The organism is Streptomyces cathayae, from assembly GCF_029760955.1.
In the GTDB taxonomy this organism is placed as follows: domain Bacteria; phylum Actinomycetota; class Actinomycetes; order Streptomycetales; family Streptomycetaceae; genus Streptomyces; species Streptomyces cathayae.
Genome location: NZ_CP121682.1, coordinates 3,430,046 through 3,446,637, shown reverse-complemented (window position 1 = coordinate 3,446,637; position 16,592 = coordinate 3,430,046). Strand labels below are relative to the sequence as shown.

Genomic DNA, 16,592 nt, shown 5'->3' with positions numbered 1-16,592 from the left:
GACCACGGCCTCGACGGCCACGGCTCCCCGGCCGGATTCCGCGCGATGCGCGGGAACCGACCGCCTCCCCCGTCCGACTGCTGGGGGACGGCAGGGAGGTGGGATGGGAGGACTGGACGTCCGGATGTCCGACGTGGTGTGCCGGCACGGCAGGGCCGAGGCCGTGTGCGACGTCGACCTGGAGACAGCGTCCGGTCAGCGGGTGGCGCTGACCGGACGCAAGTGGTTCGTCAGTGGGGCCGCCGACGCCGACCTCGTCACGGTCCTCGTCCGCACGGACGGCGAGGCTCCGGACCGGGACGGCCTGTCCCTGCTGCTGGTCCCCACCGCCGCCCCGGTTTCCGGGTGGTCCGCGAGCTGCCCGTGCTCGGTGCGGCGGGGCAGGCGGAGATCGCCCTCGACGGCGTAGCGGTGGACGCCGGCCACCTGATCGGCGCACGCGGGAAGGCTCTCGCCGGCGCCGCCGAACGCCTCCAGCTCGGCCGCACCCTGCGCAGCCTGCGCTGACTCGGCCAGGCGGGCCGTGCCTTCGAGCTCATGCGGGACCGGGCCGCCGCCCGCACCCGCTCCCGCGGCCCGCTCGGCGACCTGCGACTCGTCCAGCGGCACGTCTTCGAGTCGCTGCTCGCCCTGCGGACCACCCGGCCGCTCGTCCACGAGGCCGTGGCCCTGCTGGACGCGGGCGACGACGCCCCTGTGGAGGTGGGCCTGGCCGAGGTCGCGGCCACGCGCACGCTCCAGCAGGTGGCCGGCGCGGCGATCCAGGTCCACGGTGCGGCGGGCCTCGGCCCGGACACCGACCTGCCCGCCCTCTTCCGCACCGGTCGCGCGGCCCGCATCCTCGACGGCCCGACGCACTGCACATCACGTCGGTGGTGCGCCGCGTGCTGCGCACGGACGACAGACGGCCTCAACCGGTATCGGCGGCCGTCTGGCCGGTGTCGACCGCTGGTCGGCTGGTACCGGTGGCCGTCTGGCCGGTGCCGACCGCCGGTTGGACGGTTTCGGCAGCCGGCGGGCCGACGAGCTCCGCGAGGGCGTACGCCAGGAAGAAGGTGCCCCAGATCGGCTCGTGCCGGACGGCTGTTCCGGCCGCCAGGTCGTAACAGCCGTCCAGGAGCCGCCCGTCGGCGGTCAGCTGCCCGCCGACGAGCTCTTCGAGGACGGCGACGGCCCGGTCCCGGTGGCCCAGCAGGAGCAGTGCCGAGGCGGTGACGGCGGCGGCAGAGGTGTCCCGAGGGCCGTCGGGGCGAGCGGTGTCGGCGGGCGGCACGAGGTGCTCCGGCACCAACGAGGCCACGTGTCCGGCGAATTCGTCGCCGCCCGGCAGGCACGCGGCCTCGGTGAGTGCGAGCAGCAGCCACGCCGGATCCCGGCTCCAGCCCGGCGGCGGATCAGTGTCGGCGAGCCGGCCGGCACCCGGTGCGTACCGCCACGACCAGTGGAACGGGCGCTCGCCCAGGCACAGTTCGAGGTGCCGACGCAGAGGGGACCGGGCCGCCTCCGGGTCCGCGGCGGCCAGCAACGGCACCATGCCGGGTACGCCGTCCACGCGGGCCCGCAGCCGCGGCCCGCCGCCCCGTCGGTCCCCCGACGGGTCCCGCCCCGTCCGGCCCGCCCCGTCCGATCCGTTGTCACAGACGCACCTCCGGGGACAGAAGTCGGGCTCAACTCCTCGCGGATTCACGCCTGTTGGTGTGAGGTGAATCACCTGAGGAGTGCTGAGTGCCGGGCCGGGGAAGTTTCCGTACCCCCGCGTGACAGCGAGGCCGGAATGCGAGGATGAGCCGCCATGACTGCCGGGTGGTGCTTCCGCACGACACGGGCCGCGGTGTTCGCGGCCGTCTGCGTGCTGCTCGCCGCCCTGGGGCACGTCCTGATGTCGGGCACCGGAGTGCCGTGGTGGTCCCTCGCCGCCGGAGCGGCGGTGACCGGCGGCGCGGCGTGGTGTCTGGCCGACCGGGAGCGCGGGCTCGTCCTCGTCCCCTCCGTCGTGACGGCCGCGCAGGCGGCACTCCACCTGTGGTTCTCGTACGCGCAGGAACGCGCGACGACGTCCACCACGGACGGCACGACGGCCGCCACGCACTCCATGCTCCATGTGCCCCACAGGGGTCACGGAAGCTCCGTCGCGGAGCCGACGGGCCCCATGGGCGCGATGGACTCCATGACGGAGACGGGCCACATGGTGGGCCACACCATGGACGGGACGTCCCTGTCCTCCGCGGGCATGCTCGCCGCCCACCTGCTGGCCGCACTCCTGAGCGGCCTGTGGCTCGCGTACGGCGAACGCGCGGCCTTCCGCATCCTGCGGGCCGTCGCCGGATGGCTGGCCGCACCGCTGCGGCTGCCGCTCGCTCCCGCCGCACCACCGCGCCGCCCGCGCGTCACCCCCCGCCACCGCCGCACGGCCCACCGGCCGCAGCGGCTGTTCCTCGTGTACGCGATCACTCCTCGGGGCCCGCCGGCGGGGACCGCTGTCGTCTGAGACAGCCGGTTCCCCGACACCGCCCAGGGCGCCCCGCGCCCGGACGGCGGCTCGGGCAACGGACGTACGCCGCCGTGCGCGCTGTGCGTAGGTCCGCCCCCCACCCCACCACCGGATCCGCCGCGCGCCGTGCGCGGCCGGTCCGCACGCCGGATCTCCGCTCTGCTCGCCGGGTTCCCGTGCCGGACCTCCGGACTCCCGAGAAGGACATCAGGTGACCAGTCCTGCCCTGTCTGCCGCATCGTCTGCCGCATCACCTGTCGCATCCGACACGACGCCGCACACCGCGAGAACACGTGACGAGAGGACGGCCCTCGACGAGTCGACCACGACCTGGGCACTCGCCGCCCGCGCCGGCGACCCGGAGGCCGTGGAGAACCTCGTCCGCGCCCTGCACCGAGACGTCCGCCACTTCGTCACCTACCTCAGCGCCGATCCCCAGGCCGCCGACGACCTCGCCCAGGACACCTTCCTGCGGGCCCTCGGCAGCCTGCACCGTTTCGAGGGGCGTTCCTCCGCCCGCACCTGGCTGCTGTCCATCGCCCGACGCGCGGTGATCGACAGCTACCGGCACGCCTCCGCCCGCCCCCGTCTCCTCGACACCGACGACTGGCAGGCCGCCGCCGAGGGCGCCCAGGAGCGCGGTCTGCCCGGCTTCGACGACGGCATCGCGCTCACCGAACTGCTGGACGCGCTGCCCGCGGAACGCCGTGAGGCGTTCGTCCTCACCCAACTCCTCGGCCTGCCCTACGCGGAGGCGGCCGAACTCGGCGACTGCCCGGTCGGTACGGTCCGCTCCCGCGTCGCCCGGGCCCGCTCCGCACTGATCCGGTCCCTGCACGACGCCGACCGGGCCGAACCGCTGAGCGCGGCAGCCTGACGCACCGGGCCCCGGAGCGGCCACCGCCCCGGGGCCCGGCCCTCTCCCTGTGCCCCGGAGGCAGGACAACCGGCCGGACCGGTCCTCGGGGGCGGCGGAGGCGGCTTCACACCGGAGGGCTTTCGGACGATGTCGCGGCGTCGGCGATGATGTCCCGCAGCGCCGCGATGTGGCCGTCGAAGGCATCCCGGCCGGCGCCGGTGAGCCGGGCGCGTACCTTCCGGCGGCTGCCGCTGAGGCGGCGTTCCGTGGTGACGTACCCGGCTTCCTCGAGCGTCGTGAGCTGCTTGGACAGCGCGGAGTCGGACAGTCCCAACCGGTCCTTGAGGAAGGCGAACTCGGCCCAGTCGGCCGCCGCCAGTGTCGCCACCAGAGACAGACGGGTGCTGGGATGGATCAGCTCGTCGAAACGTGCTTTCGTCACGCCCGTACCCAACGACGCAGAACACGCAGGATGTCCGGCCCACCGAACCCGACGACAGCCGCGACCAGCACCGCCGCCCAGATGCCGGCATGACCGGAGCCGTCGGCGTCGAGCGCGAGCGCCGCGAGGACGGTGACCCCGACGAGCCCGAGCAGCATGCCGACCACGACCAGCGGGATGCGACGGCCGGCGACCGCGGCGCTCACCCGCAGCCGATCCGTGCGCCGGCGTCCGTCGAGCAGACGTGACGCGAGCACTGCGTGCCCCATGCCGAAGCACAGGGTCGCGATCCCGGCCGGCCACGGTGGCGCCACGCTGCTGAGCACGCCCAGCAGGATCCAGCCGGCCGCCATCGCCCACCAGTAGCCGCGGGGCAGGCCGACTTCCCCGGCCACTTGGCGTCGAGCGCGGTCGGCTGCGTCGAGGGCGGTGCGCGCCTGCTCCGGAGCGATGTCGTCCATGGCAACACCTCACTTTCCTAGTAGGAAAGTGAGAGTCTCACTTTCCCGCTGGGAAAGTCAAGGGTCGGGGGGCGACGTCGTTTCCCGGTTTCCGCTCCCCTTCTGTGGCGCTGCACGTTCTGTGGCGCTGTCACGTCGGGTGCCCCGGGCGGTGTCCCTCCGGGTGGTGCAAGGGGTCTGAAGGCGGCGTCGCGGGCCGGAGGTCGGTCGCGCTGCCGGCGGGCTCGACGTGGGCGATGCCGGGACACGCCTCCATGCCCCGGGGAGGACACACCGTCCCGAAGCCGTGAGCACTTCGGCCACCACTGTCCTGATGCCGCTCATCTGAGCGCTTGAGTGACACCTGCCCGCCGACTGCTCACGGTTTTCCGCACGGCACCCCCCCCTCCGGTCCCGCAGCGCAGGGGCCGCAAAGGCCCCACACCACATGGCGGGACACGACCTCTCGGTGCCCCGGGCGGTCGGGGAAACCGACGTGACAGGCGAGGAACGCCGAGGAAGACTCGCGTCGTGCGCGATCGTGTGGATGCCTCCTCCGGCCTGGTGCTGCGGAGATGGAGGGCCGAGGACGTCCGGGCGGTGACGACCGCGTTCGCGGATCCGCTCATGCGCGGCCAGTCCGGCGAGCCGGTCGACTCCGTCCGGGCCGCCGAGCGGTGGACGACGGCCCGTGATGAGCAGTGGGCCGCGGGCTCCGCCTTTTCCTTCGCCGTCGTCGACGGCGGTGGCCTCGTGCTCGGCCAGGTGTGTGCCGGCCCGGTGGACCGGCGTCATGCCACCGGATGGGTCTCCTCCTGGACGACGGCGACGGCTCGTGGCCGGGGCACGGCTTCCCGTGCCTGCCGTGCTGTGGCCCGCTGGGCCTTCGACGACGCGGAACTCTTCCGGCTGGAGCTCGGGCACCGGGTGAACAATCCCGCCTCGTGCGCAGTGGCGCGCGCCGCCGGCTTCGCGGTGGAAGGACGGCAACGGCAGAAGCTCGCATACGACGGTGTCCGCCACGACGTGGAACTCCACGCCCGCCTGGCGACGGACCCGGAGCCCGTGTCGGGGTGATGCGGTGATGACGAAGGCCGGTCGCCGCGACCCGGGATCGGAGACCGGGTCACGGCGACCGGCCTTCGCGGGCGGTGCGCCGGGGTCGTTCAGAAGCCGACGGCGTTCAGAACCCGATGGAGTGCAGGACGCCCAGGCCGACGTCGGCGTAGGAGTGCTTGCCGGAGACGAAGATGTTCACGCCGTAGTAGTTGAACAGCCAGCAGCAGAAGGCGGCCAGCGCCAGGTAGGCGGCCTTGCGGCCCTTCCAGCCGGCGGTGGCGCGGGCGTGCAGGTAGCCGGCGTAGGCGACCCAGGTGATGAAGGACCAGGTCTCCTTGGGGTCCCAGCCCCAGTAGCGGCCCCAGGCGTCGCCCGCCCAGATGGCGCCCGCGATGATCGTGAACGTCCACAGCGGGAAGACGGCCGCGTTGACGCGGTAGGCGAACTTGTCGAGCGAGGCGGAGGCGGGCAGCCGCTCCATGACGGAGGTGGCGAAGGAGCCGGGCTTGCCGCCGCGCGCGAGCTTGCCCTCGTAGGAGTCCTTGAACAGGTACAGGATCGTGCCGACCGCGCCGACGTAGAAGACCGCGCCGCACAGGATCGCGGTGGAGACGTGGATGTACATCCAGTACGAGTCGAGCGCGGGGACCAGCTGGTCGCTCTCGGTGTACAGGACGGTGATGGCGACACCGAGGTCGAGCAGCACGGTCGTGGTCAGGAACAGCCCGAGCCAGCGCACGTTCTTCTTCAGCACCAGCAGCAGGAGGTACACGCCGACGGCGGTGGTGGTGAAGGTGATGTTGAACTCGTACATGTTGCCCCAGGGCGCCCGCTGCACGGACAGCGCCCGGGTGAGCACACCACCGAACTGGACCAGGAAGGCGAGCACCGTGAAGGAGACGGCGATCCGCCCGAAGAGGTCGCCCTGCTCGTCCCCGCCGTGCGCCCCGGGCCCGTCGGGCACGTCACGGGTGCCGGCCCCGGCCCGTACGACGACCTTCGGCCGCTCCAGCACGGCGGTGCCGCCCGCCGTGTCGACGGTGACGGCGGGGCCCTTCCCGGCCGCCTGCGCCCGGGGGGTGAGCGCGGCGGCGGTGCGGGCGACCTTGCTGCGGCTGCCGAAGATCCATTCGGCGATGTACGCCAGGAAGGCCAGGGTGTAGACAGCCATCGCGGAGTAGATCAGCACATTGCTGATCTCCGCGAGGTTCTCGTTGTTCGCGGCGGCCAGGCTCGTGGCGGTGGCCAGATCGGTTGCGGCGGCGAGAGTCAAGGCTTCTCAGCCCCTTCGGCAGATGCGGCTTGGGGGTCGGGGGAATCGACGGATGCTGCGGGGGCGGCGTCATCGGCGTCGGCGTCATCGGCGTCGGGGACGCCGGGAGCCTGGTCGTAGAGGATTCCGGCCAGGTCGCCGAGTTCCTCGGGCACCTTGGCGGACTCGCTGCGGCCGAGCCCGGCCATCTCGACGACGGTGACGCCGTCGGGGCCCTCGACCGCCCGCACCCACACGCGGCGCCGCTGGATGAACAGGGAGCAGGCGAGGCCACCGATCGCGAAGAGGGAACCGGCGAGGGCCCAGCCGCCGCCCGGCTCCTGGACGATCTGGAAGCCGGCCCACTCCTTGATCTCCTTCTCGAAGGTGACCGAGCCGGCACCGTCCGGGAGGGTCATGGTCTCGCCGGGCATCAGCAGCTTCTTGAACAGCTCGCCCTCGGAGTCCTTGAACTCCTTCATCTTCGTCTTGTCCATCTGGTAGACGCTCTGCGGAATGCCGGCGTCGGCCTTCAGGTCGCCGTGGTAGGCGGAGAGTGCGAGCACCGGGTAGTCCAGTGCCGGGAACTGGGAGAGCATCGTGCCGACGGCCGAGCCGCCGAAGGTGGGCACGAAGAAGGCGTTGAAGCCGAGCTGCTCCTTCTCGCCCTCGGGGTTGCGGTAGCCGTCGAGGACCTTGACCACACCGGAGGAGGTGACGTTCGCGTCGAGCGGCAGCAGCGGCACGGCGTCCTTGAAGACGACCTTGCCCTCGCCGTCGCGGACGGTGACGACGGGCGCGTAGCCGTGGCTGACGAGGTAGACCTTGGCGTCGCCGACCTTCAGCGGCTTGTTCACCTCGACCTTGGTCGTCTTCTCCTTGCCGTAGGCGCCCTCGCTGTGGACCAGCTCGGTCTCGTAGGTGCGCGGGGTGCCCTTGTTGGGGCCGGAGGGCTCGTACGTGCCGGTGAAGGACTTCACGGTGAAGCTGAACGGCTCCAGGTCGGCGACGTCGAAGAGGTTGCCGGACTTGAAGTCGTCGTACTGCGAGAGCGTGTTGGCGAAGCCCTGGCCCTCGACGATCAGCTTGTTGCCCTCGGACTTGAACAGCTGGCCCCAGGCGAAGGCGATCAGCATCACGATCAGGGCGATGTGGAAGGTGAGGTTGCCGACCTCCCGCAGATAGCCCTTCTCGGCGGCGACGGCGTCCCCGGCCCGGTGGGCGCGGAAGCGGCGCTTCCGCAGCAGGGCCAGGGCGGCCTCACGGACCTGCTCGGGCTCGGCCTCGGTGCGCCAGGTGGTGTAGGCGGGCAGCCGGGTCAGCCGCCGCGGGGCGCCCGGCGGACGGCCGCGCAGCTGGCCGACGAACTGCCAGGTGCGGGGCACGATGCAGCCGATGAGGGAGACGAACAGCAGGATGTAGATCGCCGAGAACCACACCGAGCTGTAGACGTTGAACAGGCCGAGCGTGTCGTAGATCGGTGCGAGGACGTCGTGCTGCTCGCGGAAGTCGTCGACCCGGGTTCTGTCGATGCCGGTCTGCGGGATGAGCGAGCCGGGGATCGCGGCGAGCGACAGCAGGAGCAGCAGCAGCAGCGCGACCCGCATGGACGTGAGCTGCCGCCAGAACCAGCGGGCCCAGCCGATGACGCCCAGGGCGGGCAGGTTCGGCGGCTCCTCCGTGGGCGCGGTGGACAGCTGGGAACCGGCGGCACCCAGCTCCTGGTCGCCGGTGCCGGAACCGGCCGCGGACTCTTCGGGCCCCGCCGGGGTTGCTTCGGACCCGGTTCCGGAAGTCGTACTCATCGAGGTCAGATCCCCACAGTGAAGCCGTTGGACCAGGTCTGCATCTGCGTCACGAGGCTGTCCCACACGCCGGTGAGCAGCAGCACCCCGGTCAGGATCATCATCGTGCCGCCGATCCGCATGACCCAGACGTAGTGCCGCTTGACCCAGCCGAAGGCGCCGAGCGCCTTGCGGAAGGCGACGGCCGCGAGGACGAAGGGCAGACCCAGCCCCAGACAGTACGCGACGGTCAGCACGGCCCCGCGTCCGGCGCTCTCCTGTTGCGCGGAGAGCGTCAGTACGGAGGCGAGGGTGGGGCCGATGCAGGGCGTCCAGCCGATGCCGAACAGGGCGCCGAGGACGGGCGCGCCGGCCAGGCCGGCCGCCGGCCGCTTGTGGAAGCGGAACTCGCGCTGGGTGAGCCAGGGCATCATCCCCATGAAGAAGACGCCCATGAGGATCATGAGGACGCCGAGCACCTTGGTCAGGATGCCGGACTGTTCCTGCAGCGTCTGGCCGAAGTAGCCGAAGAAGGCGCCGCCGGAGACGAACACGACGGTGAAGCCGAGGACGAACAGCGAGGCGCCGGTGACCATCCGGCCGCGCCGGGCCTCGGCCAGATCGGTGCCGGACACGCCGGTGACGTAGGAGAGGTAGCCGGGGACCAGCGGCAGGACGCAGGGCGAGAAGAAGGAGACGAGCCCGCCGAGCAGGGCGATGGGCAGCGCCACCAGCAGGGCGCCGTTGAGTACCGTGCCGTTGTAGGCGGGGTCGGCGGCGAGGGAGGCGGTCCCGGCGGCGAGCGCGGTGAGGGGGGTCACGTCACTTCTCCGCGACGACCGGCTCGAGCATCTTCAGCAGCCGCTCCTCGCTGAGCGCGGTCAGCGAGCGGGCCGCGATCTTCCCCTCGCGGTCCAGGATCAGGGTGGAGGGGATCGCCTGCGGGTTGAGGGTGCCCTTCTCGAAGCGGAGCATCAGCTTGCCCGTGGGGTCGTACAGGCTCGGGTAGGTGATGCCGAAGTCCTTCTCGAAGGCGAGCGCCGAGCCGGCACTGCTGTCGCGGGTGTTGATGCCGACGAACTGCACGCCCTGGTCGGCGTAGTCCTCGGACACCTTGGCGAAGTGCTTGGCCTCCGCGCGGCACGGGTTGCACCAGGAGCCCCAGACGTTGAGGACGACGACCTTGCCCTGGAAGTCGGCGACGTCGAGGGGCTCGCCCTCGAGCGTCTCGCCGGACAGGTCGGGCGCGGTGGCGCGCTCACCCCTGGCGACGGTGGAGATGCCTTCGTTGCTGGTGACGAAGTTGGTGTTGCCACCCCCGCCCGAGGTTCCGCCGGAACCGCACGCGGAGACCAGCAGGGCGGTCACTGCGGTGCCGACGGTCAGGACGGCACGGCGGTGGACGCGGGTGGCGCGATTCGCGCGCTGGGGGGCACGGCTGGCGGCACTCATGTGAAAAGTTTCGCATGCCCGTTCTGGGGATCTTGCCCACCCCCCCCTTGCGGACGGAAACCCGCATATCGGCCCGGCGCGGATGCCTCGTCAGGCGCCGCTCGGGTCCCCCGTCCCGGTGCCGCTCGGTTCTCCGGTCCCGGCGGCGTCGCCGGCGTCCTTCAGGAAGGCCGGCCAGCCGCCGACCGGTTCCTGCCCGACGTCCAGGGTGCGCAGCCGCTCCAGCACCTCGGGCCGCTGGACGTCCAGCCAGTCGGTGAACTGGCGGAAGGAGACGATACGTACGTCGCCGCCCTTCTCCTTCGCCCGCGCGATGTGCTTGAGGGACTCCTCCACCGCGTCCATGTAGATGCCGCCGTTCCACTGCTCGAAGTGGTTGCCGACGAAGAAGGGGGCCCGGTTCGTCTCGTATGCCCGCTCGAAGCCCGATATGTACGCCTGGGTCGCCTGCTTGCGCCAGCCCGGGTGGTGGTGGGCGGGCGCGTTGGTGGAGTTGACGGACTGGTTGGCGAGGATGTTGTAGTCCATCGACAGGACCTCGAAGGAACGCCCGGGAAAAGGTATCTGCTGCAGCGGGAGGTCCCAGATGCCGTTCCGCTTCGACGGCCAGACCTGACGGCCGCCGGGCGAGGAGGAGTCGTAGCGCCAGCCGAGCTCGCGGGCGGTGGTCAGCAGGTTGTCCTGGCCGAGCAGACAGGGCGTACGGCCGCCGACGAGTTCCTTGTCGTAGTCGAACGGCAGCGGCGGCAGGTCGGTCCAGCCGGAGTTGGTCCGCCACTCCTTCACGAACTTCTTCGCCTGCTCTGTCTCGCTGCGCCACTGCTGCGGCGTCCAGTTGCCGACGCTGCCGGAGCCGGCGCAGAAGTGGCCGTTGAAGTGGGTGCCGATCTCATGGCCCTCGAGCCAGGCGCGGCGGACGTTCTTCAGCGTGTCCTTGATGTGGTCGTCGGTGAGGTAGCCGATGTCGGAGGCGCCGCGCGGGTTGTTCGGCGGCTCGTACAGCCGCTTCTTCGACTCGGGCAGCAGATACAGCCCGGAGAGGAAGAACGTCATGTGCGCCTCGTGCTCCTTGGCGAGGTCCAGGAAGCGCGGGAAGAGCCCGTTGCCGACCTCGCCGGCCCCGTCCCAGGAGAAGACGACGAACTGCGGCGGGGTCTGCCCCGGCTCCAGCGGCACCGGCCTGGCAGGCTGATGGGGCTGCTTGCCGGTGAAGGCGGTGGAGCCGTCACCGATCGGCCGGACGGTCCTCGTCGGCTCGGGGGTGCCGGTGCGGCCGCCGTCGCCTCCCTCGCCGCTCCCGCCGGAACCCTCGGCACGGCTCGTGCCGCTCGGGCCGGTGGCGCCGCCGCAGCCGGCCAGCGACACCGCCGCGGCGGCCCCCGCGCCGAGCCCGATCATTCCCCTGCGGGTGAGAGTGCGCATGGCATCCCCGTTCGTCACGTCCTCTGGTGGTCACTCCTTCAGAGGACGTGACGCGAACGGGGGTTCCCGCGTGGTGCGGAGGTTTGGCAACGATCGTCACGGGGGTGTCATGGGGCCGCCGGGACGCCTGCCCTGCCCGGGGCCCTGGGGCCCCGGGGCTCGGAGCCCGGGTCCTCCTGGTCCCTAGGCCCCGAAGGCCTTCCCCTTCCCCTTCACCGGCTTGGCGCCGGCGAGGAGATGGGCGGGGACGAGATCGCGGGCCGGCTCGCTGTAGCCGACGGAGACGATCCTGTCCCCCCGGTAGGTGAAGGTGGTCAGCGAGGCCAGCGTGCACTGCCGCTTGCGCGGGTCGTGCCACAGCCGCCGCTTCTCGACGTAGGACCGCACGATCCAGATCGGCAGCTGATGGCTGACCAGCACCGCCTCGTGACCGCGCGCCGCGTCCTTGGCCGCGTCCAGCGCGCCCATCATGCGGACGACCTGCTCGATGTACGGCTCGCCCCAGGACGGCTTGAACGGGTTGACGAGGTGCTTCCAGTTCTCCGGCCGGCGCAGCGCGCCGTCGCCGACGCCGAAGGTCTTGCCCTGGAAGACGTTGTCGGCCTCGATCAGCCGCTCGTCGGTGGCGATGTCCAGGCCGTGCGCCTTGGCGATCGGCTGGGCCGTCTCCTGCGCCCGCTCCAGCGGGGAGGCGCCGACATGGACGACGTCCCGGGAGGCGAGGTGCTCGCCGACCCGTTCGGCCATCCGCCGGCCCAGCTCGGAGAGCTGGTAGCCGGGGAGCCGGCCGTAGAGGACGCCGTCCGGGTTGGCGACCTCGCCGTGCCGCAGCAGGTGGACGACGGTGAGGTCGTTCTTCTTCCCCGTGCTCGCGTTCTCTGCGTTCGCGTTCTCCGTGTTCGCGTTCTCCGTGCTCACGCCGTCGCCTCCGCCGCCGCTCGGGCCGCCGCCGGGAGGGCGTCGGCGATCCGCTGGACGGCCCGGTCGTCGTGCGCGGTGGACACGAACCAGGCCTCGAAGGACGAGGGCGGCAGGTGGACGCCGTGCGCGAGGAGGGAGTGGAAGAAGGCGGTGTAGCGGAAGGACTCCTGCGCCTTGGCGTCCTCGTAGGTGCGCACCGGCCGGTCGGTGAAGAACACCGAGAACATGTTGGAGGCGTTCTGCAGCGTGTGCGCCACGCCCTCCTTGGTCAGCGCCTCGGTGACCAGGGACTGGATCCGCGCGGAGACGGCGTCGACCGTGGCGTAGGCGGCGTCGTCGAGCAGCCGGAGCTGGGCGAGCCCGGCGGCGGTGGCGACGGGGTTCCCGGAGAGGGTGCCGGCCTGGTAGACGGGCCCGGCGGGGGCGAGGTGCGCCATGACGTCGGCCCGCCCGCCGAAGGCCGCGGCCGGGAAGCCGCCGCCCATCACCTTGCCGAAGGTCATCAGGTCGGGCCGCACACCGTCGACGCCGTACCACCCGGCGCGGCTGGTGCGGAACCCGGTCATCACCTCGTCGGAGATGTACAGCGCGCCGTCGGCGGCGCAGGCGTCCTTGAGGCCCTGGTTGAAGCCGGGCAGCGGCGGTACGACGCCCATGTTGCCCGGGGACGCCTCGGTGATCACACAGGCGATCTCACCGGGGTGCGCGGCGAAGGCCGCGTGCACGGCGTCGAGGTCGTTGTACGGCAGGACGATCGTGTCGCCGGCCTGCGCCCCCGTGACGCCGGGGGTGTCCGGCAGCGCGAACGTGGCGAGGCCCGACCCCGCGGCGGCCAGCAGCGCGTCGACGTGGCCGTGGTAGCACCCGGCGAACTTGATCACCTTGGCGCGCCGCGTGAAGCCGCGGGCGAGCCGGATCGCCGACATGGTGGCCTCGGTGCCGCTGGACACCAGCCGGACCTGCTCCAGCGGCTCGACCCGGGCGACCATCTCCTCGGCGAGCGCGACCTCGCCCTCACCGGGCGTGCCGAAGGAGGTTCCGCGCGTGACGGCCTCCTGCACGGCGGCGACCACCTCGGGGTGCGCGTGCCCGAGGATCATCGGCCCCCAGGAGCAGACCAGGTCGACGTACTCCCGTCCGTCGGCGTCGGTCAGGTACGGGCCGGTGCCGGACACCATGAACCGGGGCGTGCCGCCGACGGCGCGGAAGGCGCGCACCGGCGAGTTCACGCCACCGGGGGTGACGGCCGCGGCACGGTCGAACAGCGCCTGCGAGGCTTGGGCTTCGTATGGGTATGGCAGTTCGCTCATGACCTGCGACTTCTCCGACCTCTCCGACATCTCGGACTCGGGGTGCGAGTGACCTGTTCAGGGTAGGCCAGGCGGGAGCGGGGGGCCGGAGGCCGGGGCGCGAAGCGGGTCCGGGCGGGTCCGGGCGACCGTCGGCCGGGTCGGCGGCGGGCCCGTCGGCTGAGTGATCCACCCCGCCCGTTCGTACAACCATTTCGTACGCCTGTTTCGTACGGTTGCCTCACGCGGCCGGTCACGGGCTCGGGTATCCAGCCACCTGCGGGGACACCCGGCCCCGGATCGCCCGTGATCTGCGAAACTGGCGTCCGAGTAGACACAGCTCACCCGGCCCCGAGCAGCCGGACGCTGGGAAGGTCCCCCGGGCAGATGCACCACCGCACGTTTCGGCGAGCGGCCGTGGGGGAGGTCACTGACACGATGATCGGGTTGCGTGGCGGCGCCACACGGCCTAGAAAAGCAGTCGGGTGGAGATATGCATCGCGGTGGCGGACTGGGCGAGGGGACTGACGACCTCGGTCCTCGACGTTCCCGGCGGGGAAGGCACCGGCGCGAGGCGGAAGAGGCGGACAAGGCCCGTCGGGCACACGGTGTTCCGGGCGAGGCCGAGTCGATCGACCCGTCGAGCGCGGGAAGCAGGAATGGTGGTCGGGTGGGGGTGACCTACAAGTATTTCGGCGCGCCGGACGGCGCCACCGCCGCCCGCGTCCCGATCTCGATGCGGCCCGAGGAACTCGGCGGCGACGAGCTCGGCATGGGCGGCATGTTCACCAAGATCAAGCCGGAGACGATGGCCGCCATGGTCCTCACCGGCATCGAAGGCGTCCCCCTGCACAAGGTGCCACCCCTGGAACTGGTCGTCCTGCACCCCGACTACGCGGTCGTGAAACTCCCCATGACGGTCGTCGACCCGCTCCGCGGCATCGGCGAGGAGGCGGTGGGCGCGGCGGCCTTCATCTGGTCCACGGTCCCCGACCGCGGCGGCCCCAACGACGCCTTCAACGTCTACCGGCTGCTGCACGAGTGGCAGGACTTCAGCCACCGCCTGCACGAGGCGGGACACCAGGCGTACTGCCTGGTCTGGCCCTGACCTGGGGTTTCTTACGGCTTGGGCGGGGCTTTCGGGCCCCGCCCTCCGCATGTCCCGAGGGGGCCCTCGGGCGGCCGGGGCACGCCGAGGCCCGGCTCAGGCAGGGCCCTTTTCCCGGGCGGCGCTCGTGACGACGTCCCGCAGCCGCTCCGCGTACAGCCGCAGGTTCTTGTGCGCCATCTCGGTGTCCGGGTGGCGGCTCGCGAACCACAGGCCCTCCCGGAGCCGGGTGACCCACGCGCACACCTGGTCGCCGTACGACACCCTGAGCAGCCCGTACGCGTTCAGGTCGGTCCAGCGGTCGGAACCGGGGATGTCACGGGAGTCCGTGTACGAGACGATCGAGTACAGGTCCGGGGAGGTGGGACGGAAGTCCGTGCCGAGCAGGCGCAGCACCCGGTCGATGGGCATCCGGGACAGCCGCCGGTTGGCGTGCAGCGCCTCGCGCACGGTGCGCAGCGCGCTCGGGAAGTCGGTCGCCCGCTCCACGGGGATCTCGATCGGCGCGCCGCCGACGTACCAGCCCACGGACTGCGACCACCGGGACCTGGTCCGGGTGTGGAACGGCACGACCGTGCGGTAGACGGGCTCCCCGCCGATCTCGTGGACGATGAGCGCGGTGGCGGCCAGGATGCCGACCAGGCTGCCGCCCTGGGGACGGCAGTACGCCTCGAACCCGGCGGCGTCGGCCGCGCCCACGAGCGGCTCCCGCATGAGCCTCTGCTCGGGCAGCCCGCCACCGGGCGTCAGACCGAGGTCGACGGGGAAGGAGGGCAGCCGCCCGTCGCACCGCTGGATGAACTCCCGCCAGCGGCCGACGATGTCGTGGGTGCCGTCGATCCGGTCCGCCTCCGCCCGCTCGGCCTGGCAGAAGTCGACGTAGCTGCCGACCGGGGGACGTTCCACGGCCCGGCCCGTGAGGCCGGCCGCGTACAACTCGTGGATCTCGGCGGGGATGCGGTAGAGGGAGTAGGCGTCGACGTTGCTGTGGTCGAAGGCCATGTACACGCTGGTGCCGTCGTCGTGGACGACCGCCGTGTAGATGAGGTTGGGCCAGCGCAGCGCGTCCGCCGTCGTGTCGAAGCGGTCCTGGAGGTGGCGGGCCAGCCGGGTCGCGTCCGGGAAGTCGCCGACGTCCTCGCGGTGCAGCGACACCTCCTCCGGCGCGAGCGTGAACCGGCGCATCGGGGCGCCCGCGTCGCCGGTCCAGCGGAAGCCGCTGCGCAACGTCTCGTGCCGCAGCGTCCAGTCGCGCAGGGCCTCCTGCAGCACGTCGAGGTCGACCGGGCCCGGGATGTCGAAGGCCGCGCCGAGCCAGGTCGGCACGAACAGGCCGTCGTCACGGACGGACCGGGCCGTCCTGATGTGGGACTCCTGGATGTATGCCGGTGGCCGCACGTCCTCCGGCAGCACGGCAGCGATGTCCAGGGTCCTTGGACTGAGTGTCCACTCGACGAGCCGTCCCGGCCGGATTCCGCACCGTTGGATGTCGGTCATTCGCACGGGGGCGTCTCCGTTCGCAGGTGAGACAGACCCGATCAGGGGAATGCCGTCTCCACGAACTGATACGCGGCGTGTCGGTGCTTTTCGTCGGAACGGATGGTCCCCCGAACGGCGGTGCGAAGGACGCCCGACGCCGTTGGCCGTGTCCTGGCCGACCGGGCTCCGGCCGACCGTGCCCTAGCCGTCCGTGCCCTTGCCCTTGTCGACGTCCTTGTCGCCCTGGCCCTCGTCCGGGTCCCGGTTCTTCTCCTCGTTCAGCGACTTGAGGAAGTCGGGGTTGTCGTCCGGGGCGACCCACTGCTGCCCGCCGCCACCCCGGCTCCAGGCGGAACCGACCTGGCCGCCCGCGCCCATCGGGTGCCGCTTCTTGCCCGCGATGATCCACGAGATGGAGCCGACGAGCGGGAACAGCAGCACGAGGATCGCCCACAGTGGTTTGGGCATGTGACGAATGTCCTCGTCCTTCGTGCTGATGCAGTCGATGAACGCGTAGACGCTCAGCGCGAGGGGAACGAGGAACATCAGCACCCGGAGCATGGGCCTCTCCAGAGAAGGGGTGGTCGGGGACGG

17 protein-coding genes and 1 pseudogene are annotated in these 16,592 nt (G+C 71.7%); 6 read left to right on the top strand and 12 right to left on the bottom strand.

Features of this window, described 5'->3' with window-relative positions; genetic code table 11:
• Positions 1-103: 103 nt before the first annotated feature.
• Positions 104-409: an acyl-CoA dehydrogenase family protein gene (locus PYS65_RS35210; RefSeq protein WP_423836092.1), complete on the top strand. Its 306-nt coding sequence runs from the start codon at positions 104-106 to the stop codon at positions 407-409.
• A gap of 128 nt (positions 410-537) precedes the next feature.
• Positions 538-795: pseudogene (locus tag PYS65_RS35205) on the top strand (acyl-CoA dehydrogenase family protein); the annotation flags it as partial.
• 115 nt (positions 796-910) lie between these two features.
• On the opposite strand, the gene PYS65_RS15580 reads toward PYS65_RS35205, so the two are convergent.
• Positions 911-1,552, bottom strand: coding sequence for a hypothetical protein (locus PYS65_RS15580; protein ID WP_279334553.1), 642 nt, complete (start codon positions 1,550-1,552; stop codon positions 911-913).
• 240 nt (positions 1,553-1,792) lie between these two features.
• Here PYS65_RS15580 and PYS65_RS15575 point away from each other — a divergent pair, with 240 nt between their 5' ends.
• Together PYS65_RS15575 and PYS65_RS15570 are read left to right on the top strand one after the other, a co-directional pair.
• Positions 1,793-2,488, top strand: a complete 696-nt coding sequence (locus PYS65_RS15575; RefSeq protein WP_279334552.1) for a hypothetical protein — start codon at positions 1,793-1,795, stop codon at positions 2,486-2,488.
• Between the two features lie 214 nt (positions 2,489-2,702).
• Positions 2,703-3,368: a sigma-70 family RNA polymerase sigma factor gene (locus tag PYS65_RS15570; protein WP_423836091.1), complete on the top strand. Its 666-nt coding sequence runs from the start codon at positions 2,703-2,705 to the stop codon at positions 3,366-3,368.
• A 106-nt stretch (positions 3,369-3,474) separates the two neighbouring features.
• On the opposite strand, the gene PYS65_RS15565 is transcribed toward PYS65_RS15570, so the two are convergent.
• Positions 3,475-3,792, bottom strand: coding sequence for a transcriptional regulator (locus PYS65_RS15565; RefSeq protein WP_279334551.1), 318 nt, complete (start codon positions 3,790-3,792; stop codon positions 3,475-3,477).
• The gene (locus PYS65_RS15560) at positions 3,789-4,253 is read right to left on the bottom strand and encodes a hypothetical protein (protein ID WP_279334550.1); all 465 of its coding nucleotides are present in this window, start codon (positions 4,251-4,253) and stop codon (positions 3,789-3,791) included. The genes PYS65_RS15565 and PYS65_RS15560 overlap by 4 nt, the downstream gene beginning before the upstream one ends.
• 510 nt (positions 4,254-4,763) lie before the next feature.
• On the opposite strand from PYS65_RS15560, the gene PYS65_RS15555 reads away from it, so the two are divergent.
• The gene (locus PYS65_RS15555; RefSeq protein ID WP_279334549.1) at positions 4,764-5,309 is read left to right on the top strand and encodes a GNAT family N-acetyltransferase; all 546 of its coding nucleotides are present in this window, start codon (positions 4,764-4,766) and stop codon (positions 5,307-5,309) included.
• 106 nt (positions 5,310-5,415) lie between these two features.
• On the opposite strand, the gene ccsB is transcribed toward PYS65_RS15555, so the two are convergent.
• From ccsB to hemL, 7 genes are all read right to left on the bottom strand, one after another.
• A complete protein-coding gene (ccsB, locus tag PYS65_RS15550; RefSeq protein ID WP_279334548.1) occupies positions 5,416-6,564 on the bottom strand; it encodes a c-type cytochrome biogenesis protein CcsB in 1,149 nt (382 codons plus the stop codon).
• Complete coding sequence (resB, locus tag PYS65_RS15545; RefSeq protein ID WP_279334547.1) at positions 6,561-8,348, bottom strand: cytochrome c biogenesis protein ResB; 1,788 nt, start codon at positions 8,346-8,348, stop codon at positions 6,561-6,563. Before resB ends, ccsB begins: the two co-directional genes overlap by 4 nt.
• Before the next feature lie 5 nt (positions 8,349-8,353).
• Positions 8,354-9,148: a cytochrome c biogenesis CcdA family protein gene (locus PYS65_RS15540; RefSeq protein WP_423836090.1), complete on the bottom strand. Its 795-nt coding sequence runs from the start codon at positions 9,146-9,148 to the stop codon at positions 8,354-8,356.
• 1 nt (position 9,149) lies between these two features.
• Complete coding sequence (locus PYS65_RS15535) at positions 9,150-9,779, bottom strand: TlpA family protein disulfide reductase (RefSeq protein WP_279334546.1); 630 nt, start codon at positions 9,777-9,779, stop codon at positions 9,150-9,152.
• Between the two features lie 90 nt (positions 9,780-9,869).
• Complete coding sequence (locus PYS65_RS15530; RefSeq protein WP_279337961.1) at positions 9,870-11,177, bottom strand: polysaccharide deacetylase family protein; 1,308 nt, start codon at positions 11,175-11,177, stop codon at positions 9,870-9,872.
• Between the two features lie 207 nt (positions 11,178-11,384).
• Entirely contained in the window at positions 11,385-12,035 is a 651-nt protein-coding gene (locus PYS65_RS15525; RefSeq protein ID WP_279337960.1) for a histidine phosphatase family protein, read from the bottom strand.
• A gap of 80 nt (positions 12,036-12,115) precedes the next feature.
• Entirely contained in the window at positions 12,116-13,432 is a 1,317-nt protein-coding gene (gene hemL / locus PYS65_RS15520) for a glutamate-1-semialdehyde 2,1-aminomutase (protein WP_279334545.1), read from the bottom strand.
• 472 nt (positions 13,433-13,904) lie between these two features.
• Between hemL and PYS65_RS15515 the strand changes: the two genes are divergently transcribed.
• Complete coding sequence (locus PYS65_RS15515; protein WP_279334544.1) at positions 13,905-14,519, top strand: hypothetical protein; 615 nt, start codon at positions 13,905-13,907, stop codon at positions 14,517-14,519.
• A gap of 96 nt (positions 14,520-14,615) precedes the next feature.
• Here PYS65_RS15515 and PYS65_RS15510 read toward each other — a convergent pair whose 3' ends face one another.
• Both PYS65_RS15510 and PYS65_RS15505 read right to left on the bottom strand, forming a co-directional pair.
• Positions 14,616-16,022: a condensation domain-containing protein gene (locus PYS65_RS15510; protein WP_279334543.1), complete on the bottom strand. Its 1,407-nt coding sequence runs from the start codon at positions 16,020-16,022 to the stop codon at positions 14,616-14,618.
• A gap of 177 nt (positions 16,023-16,199) precedes the next feature.
• Positions 16,200-16,559, bottom strand: a complete 360-nt coding sequence (locus PYS65_RS15505) for a PLD nuclease N-terminal domain-containing protein (RefSeq protein ID WP_279334542.1) — start codon at positions 16,557-16,559, stop codon at positions 16,200-16,202.
• Positions 16,560-16,592 lie beyond the last annotated feature (33 nt).